Source organism: Streptomyces sp. NPDC026659 (assembly GCF_040638245.1).
GTDB lineage: Bacteria > Actinomycetota > Actinomycetes > Streptomycetales > Streptomycetaceae > Streptomyces.
On record NZ_JBEZXY010000002.1, the window covers coordinates 524,189 to 540,394 of the forward strand.

A 16,206-nucleotide genomic window follows, 5' to 3' on the forward strand; every position below is an offset into this window, starting at 1 on the left:
GGGGTCGGACTTCGGCGGCCGGACCTCTGCGGCCGGGCCTGGCCCTTCGACGGCCGGGCCCCGTTTCCCTACGCCATCCGCACCGAAGCCAGCCGGTGCACGTCCCGGGCCGTTCCCGTCACGCCCGACAGGAAGCCCTGCGCGCGCGGTGAGGCGTGCTCAGTGAGCCAGTCGGGGTCCACGTCGCAGACGGCCACGCGGACGCCGGTGCCCTTCAGGGCGAGGGGGAGGGTGTGGACGACGGTGGAGGGGAAGCTGAGGACCGTACGGCCGATGGGGCCGCGGCGGGCGATCAGTTCCAGGGGGAGGTCGGGGCGGACGATCTCCAGACCGGTCTCGCCCGCCAAGCGGTGGAGCTTGGCGGTGCTTTCGCGACGGTGGGCGAAGTAGCGGGTGGCGCCATGGGTCTTGGCCAGGGTGTGTACGGCCTCCACATAGCGGTCGACGTCCACCACGCCGGTCTCCACCAGGGAGGTGCCGACCAGGTCGGCGCCCTTGGCGATGCGGGGCGGTCCGAAGCGGGCGCGGGTCCAGGTGAAGTCGTTCGCGGTGACCGTCACACCCTCGGGGGTCTCCGTCACCGGCATCGCCGAGAAGACCTCGACGCGGCGGCCCGGTACCGGGGTGAGCCGGCGGCGGGCGGTGGCCGACACGGGCGCGAAGAGCAGATCGCGGGGGCCGGGGCGGCCGCCCTTGCGGTGCCAGCGCACCAGCCGTTCGCCCCGGGCCAGTTGGGCGACGAACTCCATCGTCGCCGTCCCATCGTCCACGACGACCAGGTCGCGGGCGCGGGTGATGGTCAGCAGGAGCTGCACGTACCGGGAGAACGGGTCGCCCATGACGATCCGCTCCGCCCGCCGCAACGGCCCCGCCAGCGCCCCGATCGTCTGCACCGGCGCCCCGGCGCCGCCCCGCGCCTCCTCCCAGCGCACCCGATACCCCTCGTCCCGCGCCAGATCGGCCATCCGCCGCAGCTGGCCCCGGGTCATGGGATCGGTGGGCGCGAGCACGACGAGGGTCAGTCCGGGTGCGGCTTCCCCGGGTACGTCGGCCCCCGCGTCCCCCGCTCCCCCGCCCCCCGAAGACCGCCGTCCCCGCCCGGCCGGGGACGACGGGAGCGGGGCGGGCCGGGGCGGACGGTCGGTTTCGGGGGCGGGAGGCGACACCCCTCCGGGGTCCTGGCTCGGGGCGCGCTCGGAGAGCGGCCCAGGGCCGGGGGCCCGGAACGGGGTCGTGCGGGGAGGCGGCGCCGCCTCAGAAGCCTCGGACGGGGTCATACGGGGAGACAACCCCACCTCGAAAGCCCCGGACGCCGTCGAGCCGGAGGACAACCGCCGCTCGGTGCCCTGGGACGACGGCTGCCCGGGAAGCGCTCCCGGCTCGGGATGCCGGGCCGAAGTCGCCGCCGGAGCCGACCCCATAGGCGGGGGCGGGTCCTGCGAGCGGGGCCCCGCCGGGTGAGGGCCCGGGGCGCGGCCCCCCGTCGAGCGCGAGCCCGGGGCCGGGCCCGTCGCAGGGGACGAATCCCGCGCGTGGGCCGCCGCCGGATCCGGCCCCTGGGGATGGTCCCCCGCCAGGTGGGGCACCGCAGTGCGCGAGCCATGAGTCGGACCCGAAACCGGACCCGCCGCAGGGAGCGAGCCATGAGCCGGACCCGAAACCGGACCCGCCACAGTGCGCGGGCCCTGAGCCGGACCCGTCGCCGGGCGCGAGCCCTGGCCCGCTCCCGTGGCGCGGGCCGCTGCCGGACCCAGGCCCTGGACGTGGGCCCACTCCAGTACGTTCAGCAGTTGCACGGGGCTCTCGACGAACGCGAGGGTGTGGGCGTGTGGGGAACTCATCGGTGGGGGACCGTCCCGGGAGGGGTGTCGGGCTGAGGGATCAGACCGTGACCGGCTCGCCCGCCGCCGCGGCGATGTCCGCCTCGGCGACGACGCCGGTGACGCGGCGCAGCTTCTTCATGGGGCCCAGCTCGGAGTCGTAGACCTTCTTGACGCCGTCGCCGAGGGACGCCGAGACGGCGCGGATGTCGCGGACCAGGCGCGTCAGGCCCTGCGGCTCGACGGAGGCGGCCTGGTCGGAGCCCCACATCGCGCGGTCGAGGGTGATGTGGCGCTCGACGAAGACGGCACCGAGGGCGACGGCGGCCAGCGTGGTCTGCAGGCCGGTCTCGTGGCCGGAGTAGCCGATCGGGACGTTCGGGTACTCCTTCTCCAGCGTGTTGATCACGCGCAGGTTCAGCTCCTCGGCCTTGGCCGGGTAGGTGGACGTGGCGTGGCAGAGCAGGATGTTGTCCGAGCCGAGCACCTCGACCGCGTGGCGGATCTGGCGCGGGGTGGACATGCCGGTGGAGAGGATGACCGTACGGCCGGTGGCGCGCAGCGAGCGCAGCAGCTCGTCGTCGGTGAGGGAGGCGGAGGCCACCTTGTGGGCGGGCACGTCGAACTTCTCCAGGAAGGCGACGGCCTCGGTGTCCCACGGGGAGGCGAACCAATCGATGCCCTTCTCCTTGCAGTACTCGTCGATCCGGCGGTACTCGTCCTCGCCGAACTCGACCCGGTGGCGGTAGTCGATGTACGTCATCCGGCCCCAGGGCGTGTCGCGCTCGATGTCCCACTGGTCGCGCGGGGTGCAGATCTCCGGCGTGCGCTTCTGGAACTTGACGGCGTCGCACCCGGCCTCGGCGGCGGCGTCGATGAGCTTGAACGCGTTCTCCAGGTCGCCGTTGTGGTTGATGCCGATCTCACCGGTGACGTAGACCGGGCGGCCGGGGCCGGCCTCGCGCGAACCGAGCTTGCGGATACGGGAGTTGATGCTCATGTGAGGGTGTTTCCTTAACGGGGGAGGGATTCGAGCGAGGGTCCGAGAAGCCAGCCGGCGACCTCCCGGATCGCACCGGCGCCGCCGCGCACGGTGGTGACGGCGCGCGCGGCGCCGCGTACGGCGTCGTGGGCGCCCGCGACCGCCACGGGCCAGCCGACGAGGGCGAAGCACGGGAGGTCGTTGACGTCGTTGCCGACGTAGAGCACGCGCTCGGGCGCGATGCCCTGTTCCTCGCACCACTGCTTGAGGGCGAGGTCCTTGCGGTCGATGCCGTGCAGCACGGGAAGCCGCAGCTTCCGGGCGCGGGCGGCGACCACCGGGTTGCGTTCCGTGGACAGGATCAGCATCTTCAGGCCGCTGTCGCGCAGGGCCGCGATGCCGAGTCCGTCCCCGCGGTGCACGGAGACGAACTCCCGTCCGTCGGAGTCGATCAGCACCCGGTCGTCGGTCTGGGTGCCGTCGAAGTCGAGGACCACGGCGTCGATGTCGTCGTGGCGGGGGAGGGCGCCGGGCCGCTCGGTGTCGAGGAGCGGCGCGAGGGCGCGGGCCCGGGCGAGATCGTGCGGGTCGTCGATCTCCAGCACACGGGCCGGGTCGGTGCGGACGAGTTCGGTCCGGCCGAAGAAGCGGTGGCCGTGGGTACGGAAGCCCGTCACGTCCATCGCGTACGCGGCACCGGTCTCCAGCAGGTCCTGCGGGCGGTCCTGGCGGCGCGGGCGTACGGACTTGTCATGGTTGACGCCGTAACCGCCGTCGCCCGCAGCCCCGTTGACATCACCGTTGCCGTTGCCGTCACCGTTGCCGTCGTCATCGCCGTCGCCGTCGCCGTCGCGCCAGACGAAGCCGTGGAAGGCGGCGACCGTGACAGCCGTGTCGGCGGCGCCGGACGCGACGGCCGCGGCCACCCGGTCGACGTCCTCGCGGGCGACGAACGGGCTGGTGCACTGCACGAGCAGCACCACGTCGACGGTGGTGCCGTGCCGTTCCTCGTACGCGTCCAGGGCGTGCAGCACGGCGGCCTCGGAGGTGGCCGTGTCCCCCGCGATGGCGGCCGGGCGGAGCACCACGTCGGCACCGGCGGCGCGGGCGGCCGCGGCGATGGCCGGGTCGTCGGTGGAGACGACCACGTCGGTGACGTGCGCCGCCGCGAGGCTCTCCCGGACGGCGCGGGCCACCAGCGGCACCCCGCCGACGGGCGCCAGGTTCTTCGCGGGCACCCCCTTGGAGCCGCCGCGCGCGGGGATCACCGCGAGCACCCGGCGCGGCGAAGTGCTGCGCGGGGCTTCGGGGTTGGACATGGGGTCGTCTCCTTCAGATCCTTCAGGCGGGAGCGTGGAGGTATGGGCGGGGCGGGCGACGGGGCGCCGGGCTGGGGCGGAGCCGGTCCCCGGCCGCCCGTCGTGCGGGACCTGCCCGGCGGTCCGGGATGCGGCGCCCGGGCCCGGACGGTCACCGCTCGCCGCAGGGCGCGGGGTGGAGGCGGAGCCGCCCGCCGCAAGACGCGGGGTGCAGCCGGAACCGTTCGCCGCAAGACGCGGGGCGTAGCCGGAACCGCTCGCCACAAGTCGCGGGATGCAGCCAGAACCGCTCGCCGCTCGCCCGCCGCGCGGCATCCCGGCCGGGTCCGTCACAGCTCCCCCATCCGGCGGATCACCGGAGCCACCCGCTGGACCCCGTGCCGGTAGGCACCCCGCGCCGCGCGGCGGACGATCTGGCGCACCGGTCCGGGCGCCCGGTCGGCGGCGGGGGAGCCGGGCAGCGGGGCGCCATCGGGGCCTAGGTGGTGGCGGGCGAGGATGCCGGGGAGGTATCCGGGGGCGGTCTCCGCCGTGTAGTACGGGTCGAGCGGCGGCAGGCCGCCGGGGCGGGTCAGCAGGGCGGCGACGCGCTCGCGGGCGGCGTCGAAGGCGGCCTCGTAGGAGCCTCCCCCCGAGGGGGTGCCGCCAGCCGCGACCCCCTGCCGGGCGACCCACGCCGGATCGGGCTTCGGCAGCTCCCCCGCGTCGATCCGGTCCCAGGAGGTCAGGCACCCGGAGCCGATGAAGTGGTGGTTGCCGAGCGCCTCGCGCACCCCGAGGTCGGTGAGTACGGCCGTCGGGACGCGCCGGTGCAGCGACTCCAGGGCGGCGGTGGAGCTGACCGTGACCAGCAGGTCGGTGCGGTCGAGCACCTCGCCCATGTGGCCGTACACCAGGCGGAAGTTGGCGGGCGCGTCCATCCCCCGGACCAGCTTCTGATACGGCAGTTCCTCGATGTGCGTGGTGTGCTCGCCGGGCTTGGAGCGCAGCTTGAGCAGCACCTCGCGGCCGGGGTGGCGGCGGGCGTGACCGATCAGCCGGCCGAGCAGATAGGCGCGGTCCGCACGACTGGCGGGCACCGACGGCTGGGCGGCGAACACGACGGTGAACGGCGCGTGTTGACCGCTGTAGGGCGCCCCGTCGAGGAACGGCAGCGCGACCTCGGTCACCGCCGAGGCGTCCGCGCCGACCCCCTCGTACACGTCCCGGAACCGCTCCGCGTCGTGCGCCGAGTTGGCGAGCACCAGATCGGCGCCGTGCCGCAGCAGCAGTCCGTCGGCGAGCTTCTCGTAGACGACACCGACGTACCCGGTGACGACCACGGGACGCGGCCCGCTCCCCCAGGCGTGCCGCAGCCCGTGCAGCATCGCCTGCACACCCCCGCCGACCAGCGCGAGCACGAGCACGTCGTAGCGCTCCCCGGCCATGGCGCGCACGAACTCCACGGCCGTCACCTCGCGCAGGCTGTCCGCGTGGGCGCCGGTCTCCTCGAGCTGGCGGGCGGTCGGCGTGGCCCGGCCGCGCAGCAGGAAGCCGTCGAGCCGGATCTCCGCACCGGCGGGAGCGAGGCGTCGCGCGGTGAGCGCGCCCCATTTCCATCGGGTGTCGGAATCCGCGAGGACGGCGATCCTCAGGGGTTCGGTGGTGATTGCTGGCACGCCGCAGACGCTAGGAAGCCATTTCGAGGTGCGGCCCAACCGGAATGCAACAAACGGTTAACAGCACATCGACGGACGGTCGTTCGGCGCGCGTTCGGGGCGGAATTCGGTTCGGTTCACGGCATCGCCAGGCTTCGTTCACCTGATATCCCACCGCTCTTCAGGGCGAATGCCGGGCCGCCGCCTAGCGTCTCGCGGGTGGTCAAGCTCTCGGTCATCGTGCCGTTCTACAACGTGCGGCAATACGCGCCCGACACTCTGAGGAGTCTGCGTGCCAACGCGCGCGACGATTTCGAGTTCCTTCTCGTCGACGACTGTTCCCATGACGGGACGGCGGACATACTCGCGCGCGCGGAGCGCGAACTGCCGGGCGCGGTGCTGCTCGCGCACGAGCGGAACCAGGGTCTGGCGACCGCGCGCAACACCGGCATCGACGCCGCGCGCGGCGAGTACGTCACCTTCCTGGACGGCGACGACTGGCTGGCGCCCGGTTACTACGAACGGCTGCTGGCCGACGTGGAGCGCCTCGGCTGCGACTTCGTGCGCACGGACCACGTCCAGTGCACGGGCCGCGTCCGTACGGTGCACCGGGTGCCGCACGGGCGGCGCGGTGTTGTCCTGCGGCCGCGCGACGCGATCCTGCCCGCCGACCGGACCACGTCCGTCGACTACGCCTACGCCTGGGCGGGCGTCTATCACCGCCGCCTCCTCGACCGCGGCCTGCTCCACTTCACCGACGGCCTGCGCACGGCCGAGGACCGCCCCTGGATCTGGAGGCTGCACCGCGAGGCGGAGTCCTTCGCGGTGGTCTCCCGCCTCGGCGTCTTCTACCGGCGCGGGGTGGCCTCGTCCCTGACCCAGATCGGGGACGTACGGCAGCTGGACTTCGTCCGGGCCTTCGACCAGGTGGTGGAGGAGACCGCGCGGGACGCGGACGCGGCCCTGCTGCTGCCGAAGGCCGTACGCACCTACTGCGCGATCATCGCCCACCATCTGGGCTCCGTCGAAAGGTTCGAGCCCACCGTGGCGAAGAAGCTGAAATCCATGAGTGCCGCCGCGCTGCGCCGGATGCCGCAGGACGTGCTGGGCGACGCCCTGGACTCCATGGACCTCGACCGCGCCACGCTGCTGCGCCGGCTGCGCCGCCGTCCCGCCACGCTGGGAGCCGCCGCGTGACGACCCAGATCTTCCAGGCGTCCACCCTCTACGGCGCGGCCACGCTCGCCGCCGCCCTGGACGCGGGCTGCTTCGCGGACGCCGACCGGCGCATCCTGCTGGTCTGCAACAACGCCGCGATGCCCGAGACGATGCCGGGCCTGGACGCGATGCCGGGCTTCGAGCGGCTGCGCGACCGGTTCGACGAGGTGGTCTCGTACAACGCGGCGATCTTCCCCTTCCACCCCGGCGTCTGGGCCCCGCGCCCGGAGGACCTGCCGCTGTGGGAGCGGTATCTGCGTCACGAGTGGCAACTGGGCGATGGCGACGTGGAGTTGGCGGTCGAGTCGATCCAGGTCAACCCGTCCCTCGCGCTCGCCCAGATCCTGCACGGCGCCCCCGTCACCGTCTACGCCGACGGCCTGATGAGCTACGGCCCCACCCGCAACAGGATCGACCCGCTGGTCGGCACCCGCATCGACCGGCTGCTCCACCTGGACCTGGTGCCGGGCCTGAAGCCCCTGCTGCTCACCGAGTTCGGGGTGTCCCCGGAGACCGTGCCGACGGCGGCCTTCCTCAAAATCCTGGGCGAACTCGCCTCGGACGACACGGACTTGCCCGAGATCCCCGGCGAACCCGCCCTCCTGCTCGGCCAGTACCTCTCCGCGCTCGGCATCCTCACCCCCGAGCAGGAGGAGGAGCTGCATGTGCGGATGCTGCGCGGCGCCGTCGAACTCGGCCACACCGCAGCGGTGTTCAAGCCCCATCCCACCGCACCGGCCCGCCATGTGCGCACCCTGGAGGAGGAGGCGGAGCGGCTCGGGGTGAGCCTCACGGTGCTGGACACCCCCGTCCTCGCCGAGGTGCTGTACCAGCGGCTGCGGCCCGCACTGGTCGTCGGCTGCTTCTCGACCGCGCTGCTCACCGCCGCCGAGCTGTACGGCCTGCCGGTCGCCCGGGTCGGCACCGGCACCCTGCTGGAGCGGCTGAACCCGTACGAGAACAGCAACCGCGTCCCGGTGGCCGTGGTGGACGCGCTGCTGCCGGACCTCGCGGACCGGGACGCGGTGCTCACCGGGCGGCGGGGCAGGCCGGTGGCGGCGCTGGGCGAGCTGGTGCGCGCGGTGGGCTTCACCATGCAGCCGAAGATCCTGCACCGGCTGCGCGGGGAGACCGCGCGCTATCTGGCCGGACACCTGGACGCGGGCACCCTGCGCTATTTCCGGCGCAAGCGGCTGACCTCCCTGGCGCTGCCCGGCGGTGTGCCCGGCCGGCTCGCGTTCCTGCCGCGCAACGCCACGGTCCGCCGTATGGCCCGCACAGCGCGACACCTGCGCAAGTCCGTACGCCGCTGACCGTTCACCGGGAATTTCCCCGGGATTCCCCCTCCGGGAAAACGAGGTCGTATTTCATTCACGAAGAGGGCACCTCTGTTTCCTTCGCGCTCATGTCCCGACCGGAACGCCGTCATTTCCCGGATTCCTTCGCTTCTCCCCAGAATTCTTCTGCCCAGTATTCGGAGTGGACTGATACATCCATGCGTATCGCTGTGTTTGCCGAGAACCGCAACGGCGTGGGGCTCGCCGCCGGGATCATGCGGGCCCCGGGTGCCGAAGCCCACTCCTTCCACCTGGTCACGGCCGACCGTGACGGGGACGTCGCCGGGTGGATCGAGGAGGAGGCGGCCGCCCGCCTCGACGGCCTCGCGGTGCGCAACCTCTTCGTGGTGGACGAGCCGCTGAGCGACGCCGAGTTCCTGGAGGAACTGGGCCACCGCATACGGGCGTTCGTGGCGGAGGAGGGCATCGACCGGCTGGTGTTCTTCAACGACCAGTCGCAGCGCGGCCGCCGGGTCGCGGGCGCCCTCGGGCGCACCCTGCCGCTGGTCCTGGTGCAGGACGGCCACCTGGACTTCCGTTTCAAGCGGACCGACGCCGGGCTCCACGACCAGAACTGGTACTACGGCTCGTCCCGCCCCGCCGCCGTCTGCGTCTGGGGTCCGGCCACCGCACAGCACCTGCTGTTCCGCACGGCGGACGCCGACGTGCCGGTGCATCTGACCGGCGCCCTCGGGCACAGCGACGACCCGGTGCTGCTGCGCGCGGCCCGCTCCACCACCCACCGGCACGCCAAGGACCCCGGCGAGCCGCTGCGCATGGTGGTCCTGGACCAGCCGCTGGGCGACCAGAAGAAGCTCTCCCGCGCCGACCACCGCGCCCAGCTCACCGAACTCTGCGCGGAACTGGCCCGGTTCGGCTCCGTGGAGATCAAGCCGCACCCCTCGACCCTGCGCGGACACCTCGACTGGCTCCACACACTGCCCGACGTGACGGTCCTGGACGAGAAGGCCCTGCTCGACGCCGAGGCGCTGGACGGCTACGACCTCGCGGTGACGTTCTTCTCCACGACCTACCTCCAGACCCTGCGCGCGGGCACACCGCTGATCCTCTTCAGCCCGCCCCCGCTCAACATCGTCTTCCCGACGGTCAACCACCCCCTGCTGCGCAACGTCGGCACGGTCGGAGAACTGACGGACGTCGTCGCCGACCTCCAGCGCTCGGGCAAGTTCGCGGCCAATGTGCACGGCGAGCCCGTCGAGCACTTCATCGGCTTCCACGAGGACGTGCCCGAGCGCGTCCTCACCATCGTCGAGGAGGCCGCCGTCCCGGCCGAGCGGCCCGCCCCCCGCTGGACCTCCGCCGAGGAGGACGAGGACACCCTGCCGCGCGCCGAGCGGGCGCTGCGCGACGTACGGCGGCGCATGGAGCGGCCGCGCTCCCTCGCGGTGCTCGGCCTCGGCTTCTCCTACGTCACCGGTGTGGCGATCCCCGTCCTCACCTACACCCAGGCGCTGCTGGCGCAGAGCCCGGTCGACGTGCGCTACTTCGACCTCGGCGCCTACACCCGGGCCGAGGACGTCATGGGCGACCTCGCGGACGTGGAGGTCGTGCTCGTCAACAGCCTGGCGCCGTTCTGGCGTTCACCGCTGGCGGGCGAGCTGGTGCGGGCACTGAAGGACGCGGGCAAGTCGGTGGCGCTGTACGCCCACGAGACCGAGTACGTCATGAACTTCGAGGGCGGCGAACACACTCTGCGGCATCAGGAGCTGCTCGCGCTGCTGCCCGGCCTGAAGGTGCTGTGCGTGTCCACCGCGCAGGCCGACATGTTCCGCGCGCTCGGGGTGATCGACCCGGTGGTGGTCTACAACACCGTCCCGCGCGACACCCACCGCGAGCGGGCCCGCCGTACGCCGGGTGAGCGGCCGCGCATCGTCATGGTCGGCTCGATGCAGGACCGCAAGGGCCTGGACCTGTTCTCCCGGGTCGCGGAACTGGCGTACGCCCAGGGTCTGCCGTGGCGGTTCACCTGGATCGGGCACAGGACCTGGCGGATCGGCACGTCCACGCTGCTGTCGGACCGGGTGGAGTGGCTGGGCGCGCTCTCCCGCGACCGGGTGCGCGAGGAACTCGCCGCCTCCGACGTGTTCTTCCTGTCCAGCGTGGACGACCCGATGCCGCTGTCGGTGGTGGAGGCGGTGCAGCAGCGGCTGCGCACGGTCACCTATCACCGGGTCGGCTCCCGTGAGGTGCTGGAGGGCGTGCCGGGCTACCGCTCGTTCGCCGAGTACACCCCGGAGGCCGCGCTCGGGGCGCTGCGCCGGGTGCTGGACGAGGAGATCTCGGAGAGCCAGTACCAGGACGTGGAGGAGCTGTTCGACATCCCGGCCTTCACCGCCCGGATGACGACGGCGCTGGGGCTTCCGGGCCCGGGCGACGAGGCGCACCGGGACGGGGAACCGGAGGAGGGCGAGGAGAGCCCGTTCGCCGCGCTGCTCGCCCGGCGCGGCAGCTTCCTCGCCGAGGACTTCACCCGCCACTTCCAGGCGGGCCGGCACGACGACGCGCTGCGCGTGGGCACCGAGATACTGCGCCGCAGACAGCCGGTGGACGTCCTGGTCGGCATGGCCGAGATACGGGCGCGGCGGGGCCAGCCGGCCGAGGCGTGCCGTCTGCTGGCGGCGGCGGCCATGGCGGGCGGCGACCGCGGCCGGGTGTGGGTGGAGGTCGCCCGCGTCGCGAACCTGCTCGGCGCCCGGGGCAGGGCCATACGGCAGCTCGCCCGCAAGGAGTCGGTGCGCATCCAGCTCGGCAACCGCTCGTCCCGGCTGCTGAAGTCGGAGTAGATCTTTCCGCTGTTGTGTGGAGGCGGCCGGGGGAGGCTCACCCCGGCCGCCTCCACGGCGTATACCGGGGCCGGGCCGGGCCCTCACTTCAGGCCGTACCGCGCCCCGATCCCCGTCACGATCAGCTCAAGACCCTCCTCGAACTGGGCGTCGTAGTCGTCGAAGAGCAGGCTGCCCGCCTCGGCGGCGAGGGGGAACTCGGCGAGTCTGCGGGCGCGTTCCTCGACGTCGTAGCCCTCGCGGCGCTCGTCGGGCAGGGGGCGGACGCCCTGTTCCTCGGTGACGAAGCCGATCGTGTACATGTTCGCGGTGCGGGCCGCGTTGACCGCCTGGGCCAGGGTGAAACCGGCGGCGGTGAAGACGCGCAGATGGGACTCCATGGCGCTCCCGTGCTCGGTGCCGGTGAAGCGGGAGCCGCTGAAGACCTTGGCGCCGTCGCGGTAGGCGAGGAGGGCGGCGCGCAGGCCGCGATTGGTGTGGAGGAGCCGTTCCCGCCAGGTGTCGGCGGGGTCGAGCGCGACACCGGCCGCCATGCGCCGGTACATCTCGGTCGCCATCTCGTCGAGCAGGGCCTGCTTGTCCTTGAAGTGCCAGTAGAGCGCGGGGGCCTTGACGTCCAGTTCCCGGGCGATGGCGCGCAGGGTCAGACCGTCCAGGCCGGTCTCGTTCAGCAGCCTGAGTGCCGTGTCCGCGACCCGTCGGCGGTCGAGAGGGGCGCGTCGTTCCGTGCTCACGGGGAACAGCTTGACACCTTAACGCCGTTAAGGGCACCCTGGTGAGCGGCCGCACTTAACGACGTTAAGGAGATATGCCGTGAATGCCCTGGTGGATGTGCTGATCGTGGGGGCCGGGCCGACCGGGCTCACCCTCGGGGTCGACCTGGCCCGGCGCGGCGTGGACGCGCTGGTCGTGGAGCGGGCGGCGACGCTCTTCCCCGGCTCGCGCGGCAAGGGGCTCCAGCCGCGCACTATGGAGGTCTTCGACGACCTCGGCGTGCTCGACGCGATCCGCGCGAGCGGCGGCCCGTACCCGCCGCGCGTGATCTGGAAGGACGGCGAACAGGTCGGCGCGGCGCCCATGTTCGATCCCGTGGAGCCGGACGAGGGCGCGCCGTACACCGAGCCCTGGATGGTCCCCCAGTGGCGCACGCAGGAGATCCTCGCCGCGCGCCTGGCCGAGCTGGGCGGCACGGTCGCCTTCGGGCGCGAGCTGACGGACCTCGCGCAGGACGCGGAGGGCGTCACGGCGTACTTCGCGGACGGTACGGAGATCCGCGCGCGCCATCTGGTCGCGGCCGACGGCGGCCGCTCGGCGGTACGGCGCGCGGTGGGCATCGGCATGACCGGCGGGAGCGTGGACCCGAGCCCGTTCCTGGTGGCGGACGTACGGGTGCGCGGGCTCGGCCGGGAGCACTGGCACACCTTCCCCGGCGAGGGCGGCACCGGCATGATGCTCTGCCCGCTCGCCGGGACGGACGACTTCCAGCTGGCGGCGAGGCTCCCCGAGGACACCGTGCTCGACCTGACCCTGGACGGCATCCGCAAGCTGGTCGGCGCGTACACCCACCTCGCCCCCGAGGACGTCACCGAGCTGCGCTGGGCCTCCGAGTTCCGGCCGAGGGCCGCCCTCGCGGACCGCTTCCGCGCGGGCCGGGTCCTCCTCGCCGGAGACGCGGCGCACGTGCACTCCCCGGCGGGCGGGCAGGGGCTGAACACCAGCGTCCAGGACGCCTACAACCTGGGCTGGAAGCTGGGCGCGGTGCTCCGCGACGGCGCCCCCGAGGCGCTGCTCGACACCTACGGGACCGAGCGCCGCGCCAACGCCGCCGCCATGCTCGACCTCTCCACCGGCGTCCACCGGGGCGAGGTCCGGCGCGGCAGGGCCACGGTCCAACTCGGCCTCGGCTACCCGGACTCCGCCCTCACCGAGGACACCCGCCGGAACCCCTCCGGCATCCGCGCGGGCGACCGCGCACCCGACGGCCGCGTGGACGGCGTACGCCTCTTCGACGCCTTCCGGGGCCCGCACTGGACCCTGCTCGGCGCCCCCGCCCCGCACGACGGCATCCGCTCACTCCCGGCGGCCCCCGCCTCCTACGGCCCCGGCGTCTTCCTCGTCCGGCCCGACGGATACGTGGGCTGGGCGGGCGACTCGGCCGAGGGGATCGGGGACTACCTGGCCCGCGTCGGGCGGGCCGGGTCCTAGGAGGTGCTGCGCCTAGGCTTCGGCCATGCTGCTGATCAACGGCGGAGGAGCCGTAGCCGACGGTCCCGTCCTGCGCACGGGGGGGGCGTGCCACTGGTTCCGGAGGGATTCCGCTGGCCGAACTGCCGTGAATGTGAGGGGCCCTTGCAGTTCCTCGCCCATCTGCCCCTCGACACGGGGGTGGTCGCGGTCTTCTTCTGCCAGAACGGCCCGGGCATGTGTGACGACTGGGACGCCACCGGCGGTGCCAACCGCGCCTTTCACAGGTCCCCTGTCGGCGGCCACCGTCCCGGCCGAGAGCGAGGCGCTCCTCGGCGCGGTGACCGCCCTGCGCCCCCACCCGGCCGGCACCCCGGCCGCGGAGCCCGTTCTGGGCCGGCTGGGTGACGAAACCCCCGACTGCCCCTCTTGCGCGACTCGTATGACCTTCACGGCCGAACTGGAAGAGGGAGCCGACTTCGCCACCTCCGTCAACTTCGGCGGATGCGGCCGCGGTTACGTCTTCCACTGCCACCCCTGCGGCGAAGCCGCCTTCCTCTGGCAGCGATGAGGAGCGGAATTTCTTCGCCGTTTCAGCCCCTAAGGAGCTTCCTGGCGCTCCCCGATGCGGTCCAGGATCGCACCCATAGCGGCTAGTTCGTTTACGCACCCGGTGACGGCCCAGCCTTCAGCGCTCACCGCGTACGATCCATCATCAAGTTTCATCAACTGGTATGTGATGCCGTTTACTTCAAGCTCCCACACAGCCCCTGCGGGGGCTGCCTGATGTCTACTCAATGTCCTCACGCTCTCCCCAGGCGCCCCGGTCCCCAACGGGCCCTTCCATAAGGGACAGCGTAACGGGGCTCCTCCGACAAGAGAGAGGCCCCGGCCGGCGTCGGGGCCTCTGTAGTCAGTACGGGGTATTGGCAGGGCCGATCACCCCCGAGGGCAGTCGATGTGCCGATAGACCACGACCGGCGGGCCGGACTGCCTCTCGATACTTCCGCGCCGCACCTGCTCAAGCGGCTCGATCTTGTGCAGGCAAGCCGGACACATCTCGCCCTTAGGGGCGTAGGTGATGTATTCCCACTGCCGTGCGTCGGTCGTGTCTGCCGGTGCCGTCGGACCCATTCCGTGACCTCTTCCCGAGATTTCCCATCGTCTCGGTAATGTTGCCGGATACAGGACGGCGGCAACCGTCTCATTCGCGTTGTCGGGTAAAGATCACGAACGGAACCCGACGGCCCAGTCGCTCAATTGTTCTCGGCACTCGTCCCCGAAGAGCGCGTACGACTCGTACCGCTCAAAATCGTCTCGGTACGCGGTCACATCCCTATGATCGCGGAGAATAAGTGCCCCCGTGTGCGTCTCCACCTGGACCAGGCGACGGTCGTAAATGGTGAAGACGCTCAGCGGTGTCTCCGTGACAGGCCCAGCCATTCCGAGGGGGATCACGCCTAGTCGTACGGTTGGAATGCGTGAGACGGAAACGAGCCGGTCGAGCTGCATAGACATCGCGATAGGTGAGGCCAGCGGCCACCGTACGGCCTGCTCCGTCAGTAGGAAGGTGAAGGATTTTGACGGGTCCGTGAGGACCTGCTGACGCTCTAGTTTTTTGGCCACGGTCTTGGACATGTTGCCGGGGTTTCGGGTGAGACTCGCCCGCACATAATCCGGGGTTGCCAGTAGGCCCGTGATCATGGTCGGCAGGAAGAAGCGAAACTCCGCCGTCGCGGATTCCAGACGGGCCAGCTCATTTTGCTTCTTGTCAATGCCACGGCGGCGGGAGGCCCACAGGCCTTGCCATTCCGTGTTCGCCGTCCGGGCCAGGGCTAGAATTTTTGTCGCGGCGGGACTTTCAGTCCCTAGAGCCTCAAGGATCAGTTCAACGTCAACAATGGCGGGAGTGAGTCTCCCGCCCTCAATGTTGCTGATTTTGGTTTGTGACATGTTGCAGCGCTGAGCGAGCCGGGTTTGAGTGATCCCGGCCCGCCTCCGCTCACTGCGCAGTTCCTCCGCCAGGTCTGATCTCGACTGGCCTAGCTCCTCTGGATCAAACGTCAAGGCCCTTCACGTACTCCTCAAAGGGCACCGACTCAGCCAAGGCGATGCGCTGATATTCGAGAAACGGGGTTACGTCCCCCTCGAAGACTTCCCGGTTGATCTGCGTTCCGTCTGCCGCGTAGTTCATGAGCACGACTTCCGACCGGTCAAAAAGCCAGAAGTCTTGTACCCCGTAAAGGGGGTTGGGCCGGTCGGTCACGTCCAGGATTCGGACATCGTCACCGGCCGCAGCATGAACCGCGTAGTACATGAACTCAAACCGGAGGTAGTCCGTGAGGGGCCTCGATACGACGTGAACTCGCCCCTTGGACTTCCCTTCGGCCCGTATTCGCCGAAGGCCGTCCGTGTAGCCGGACGAGTAGTGCGCGGGATCAATCCGGTGCCCCGCAAGGAAGTCCCGGATATCCCCGTCCTCGCTCGGAACCCTGTACCAGGGGAGCGTTTCAAGGCGCCAGGCTTCCCGCCGGAAGCCCTGCATTCGTGCCGTCCACGCCTCACCATCCAAGAGCACGTACAGCCTCCTTGAGGACCGCTTCGGGGATTTCCACCAGGCCCTCACCGTGGGGCGGCAGGAAGGCGTCGGATACGTCGCCCTGGACGACGATGGAGCCGCTTGCGGTCCGGTAGACGTTGGGGCAGTCGTCGTTGTTGCAGGTGCCGTTTCCGTTGCCGGTAAGGCGGGTCAGTTCCTCGCGGGCCATGCTGAAACCCCCTTGTGTGTGGCCCCTGCTGGGGCCGTTGCACACGACGGTACGGCGGGGGGACATGGGGGTCTATGCGGCAGCGCCAATATTCGCGTTGTCGGGTAAGGATCTTGCGCGGGGCGCATGCGGGCGAA

At 71.5% G+C, this 16,206-nt stretch carries 13 protein-coding genes; 5 read left to right on the forward strand and 8 right to left on the reverse strand.

Translation table 11 applies throughout. The annotated features are described in order from the left end of the window. Window positions 1-68 precede the first annotated feature (68 nt). The 4 genes from AB0E91_RS06985 to AB0E91_RS07000 all read right to left on the reverse strand — a co-directional run bounded on the left by AB0E91_RS06985 (window position 69) and on the right by AB0E91_RS07000 (window position 5,779). Window positions 69-1,166, reverse strand: coding sequence for a hypothetical protein (locus tag AB0E91_RS06985; protein ID WP_361777339.1), 1,098 nt, complete (start codon window positions 1,164-1,166; stop codon window positions 69-71). 715 nt (window positions 1,167-1,881) lie between these two features. Continuing rightward, on the reverse strand, window positions 1,882-2,820 hold the full coding sequence (locus AB0E91_RS06990; RefSeq protein WP_361776378.1) for an N-acetylneuraminate synthase family protein: 939 nt from the start codon (window positions 2,818-2,820) through the stop codon (window positions 1,882-1,884). Between the two features lie 14 nt (window positions 2,821-2,834). Continuing rightward, a complete protein-coding gene (locus AB0E91_RS06995) occupies window positions 2,835-4,121 on the reverse strand; it encodes an N-acylneuraminate cytidylyltransferase (RefSeq protein WP_361776381.1) in 1,287 nt (428 codons plus the stop codon). Between the two features lie 329 nt (window positions 4,122-4,450). Continuing rightward, complete coding sequence (locus tag AB0E91_RS07000; protein ID WP_361776384.1) at window positions 4,451-5,779, reverse strand: DUF6716 putative glycosyltransferase; 1,329 nt, start codon at window positions 5,777-5,779, stop codon at window positions 4,451-4,453. Between the two features lie 198 nt (window positions 5,780-5,977). Here AB0E91_RS07000 and AB0E91_RS07005 point away from each other — a divergent pair, with 198 nt between their 5' ends. The 3 genes from AB0E91_RS07005 to AB0E91_RS07015 all read left to right on the forward strand — a co-directional run bounded on the left by AB0E91_RS07005 (window position 5,978) and on the right by AB0E91_RS07015 (window position 11,117). Further along, a complete protein-coding gene (locus AB0E91_RS07005; protein ID WP_361776387.1) occupies window positions 5,978-6,955 on the forward strand; it encodes a glycosyltransferase family 2 protein in 978 nt (325 codons plus the stop codon). Beyond that, a complete protein-coding gene (locus AB0E91_RS07010; RefSeq protein ID WP_361776390.1) occupies window positions 6,952-8,289 on the forward strand; it encodes a polysialyltransferase family glycosyltransferase in 1,338 nt (445 codons plus the stop codon). The genes AB0E91_RS07005 and AB0E91_RS07010 overlap by 4 nt, the downstream gene beginning before the upstream one ends. Window positions 8,290-8,471: 182 nt before the next feature. Next, window positions 8,472-11,117 (forward strand): glycosyltransferase family 4 protein, encoded by a 2,646-nt coding sequence (locus AB0E91_RS07015; RefSeq protein ID WP_361776393.1) that lies wholly within the window; start codon window positions 8,472-8,474, stop codon window positions 11,115-11,117. 83 nt (window positions 11,118-11,200) lie between these two features. Here the strand turns inward: AB0E91_RS07015 and AB0E91_RS07020 are convergent, their stop codons facing one another. Then, window positions 11,201-11,851 (reverse strand): TetR/AcrR family transcriptional regulator C-terminal domain-containing protein, encoded by a 651-nt coding sequence (locus tag AB0E91_RS07020; RefSeq protein WP_361776395.1) that lies wholly within the window; start codon window positions 11,849-11,851, stop codon window positions 11,201-11,203. 79 nt (window positions 11,852-11,930) lie between these two features. Between AB0E91_RS07020 and AB0E91_RS07025 the strand changes: the two genes are divergently transcribed. Together AB0E91_RS07025 and AB0E91_RS07030 are read left to right on the forward strand one after the other, a co-directional pair. Then, entirely contained in the window at window positions 11,931-13,322 is a 1,392-nt protein-coding gene (locus AB0E91_RS07025) for an FAD-dependent monooxygenase (RefSeq protein WP_361776398.1), read from the forward strand. A 244-nt stretch (window positions 13,323-13,566) separates the two neighbouring features. Continuing rightward, complete coding sequence (locus AB0E91_RS07030; protein ID WP_361776401.1) at window positions 13,567-13,872, forward strand: hypothetical protein; 306 nt, start codon at window positions 13,567-13,569, stop codon at window positions 13,870-13,872. Window positions 13,873-14,528: 656 nt separating this feature from the next. On the opposite strand, the gene AB0E91_RS07035 is transcribed toward AB0E91_RS07030, so the two are convergent. The 3 genes from AB0E91_RS07035 to AB0E91_RS07045 are packed head-to-tail and all read right to left on the reverse strand — an operon-like array spanning window position 14,529 to window position 16,069. Continuing rightward, entirely contained in the window at window positions 14,529-15,368 is an 840-nt protein-coding gene (locus tag AB0E91_RS07035) for a helix-turn-helix transcriptional regulator (protein ID WP_361776404.1), read from the reverse strand. Continuing rightward, on the reverse strand, window positions 15,358-15,879 hold the full coding sequence (locus tag AB0E91_RS07040) for a DUF6879 family protein (protein WP_361776407.1): 522 nt from the start codon (window positions 15,877-15,879) through the stop codon (window positions 15,358-15,360). Before AB0E91_RS07040 ends, AB0E91_RS07035 begins: the two co-directional genes overlap by 11 nt. After that, window positions 15,863-16,069: a hypothetical protein gene (locus AB0E91_RS07045; RefSeq protein WP_361776410.1), complete on the reverse strand. Its 207-nt coding sequence runs from the start codon at window positions 16,067-16,069 to the stop codon at window positions 15,863-15,865. Before AB0E91_RS07045 ends, AB0E91_RS07040 begins: the two co-directional genes overlap by 17 nt. Between the last annotated feature and the right edge of the window lie 137 nt (window positions 16,070-16,206).

Bases quoted from the DNA above. Each gene is read 5' to 3' on its own strand.
- AB0E91_RS06990 (WP_361776378.1), bottom strand. From the start codon at position 2,820: ATGAGCATCAACTCCCGTATCCGCAAGCTCGGTTCGCGCGAGGCCGGC.
- AB0E91_RS06995 (WP_361776381.1), bottom strand. From the start codon at position 4,121: ATGTCCAACCCCGAAGCCCCGCGCAGCACTTCGCCGCGCCGGGTGCTC.
- AB0E91_RS07015 (WP_361776393.1), top strand. From the start codon at position 8,472: ATGCGTATCGCTGTGTTTGCCGAGAACCGCAACGGCGTGGGGCTCGCC.
- AB0E91_RS07045 (WP_361776410.1), bottom strand. From the start codon at position 16,069: ATGGCCCGCGAGGAACTGACCCGCCTTACCGGCAACGGAAACGGCACC.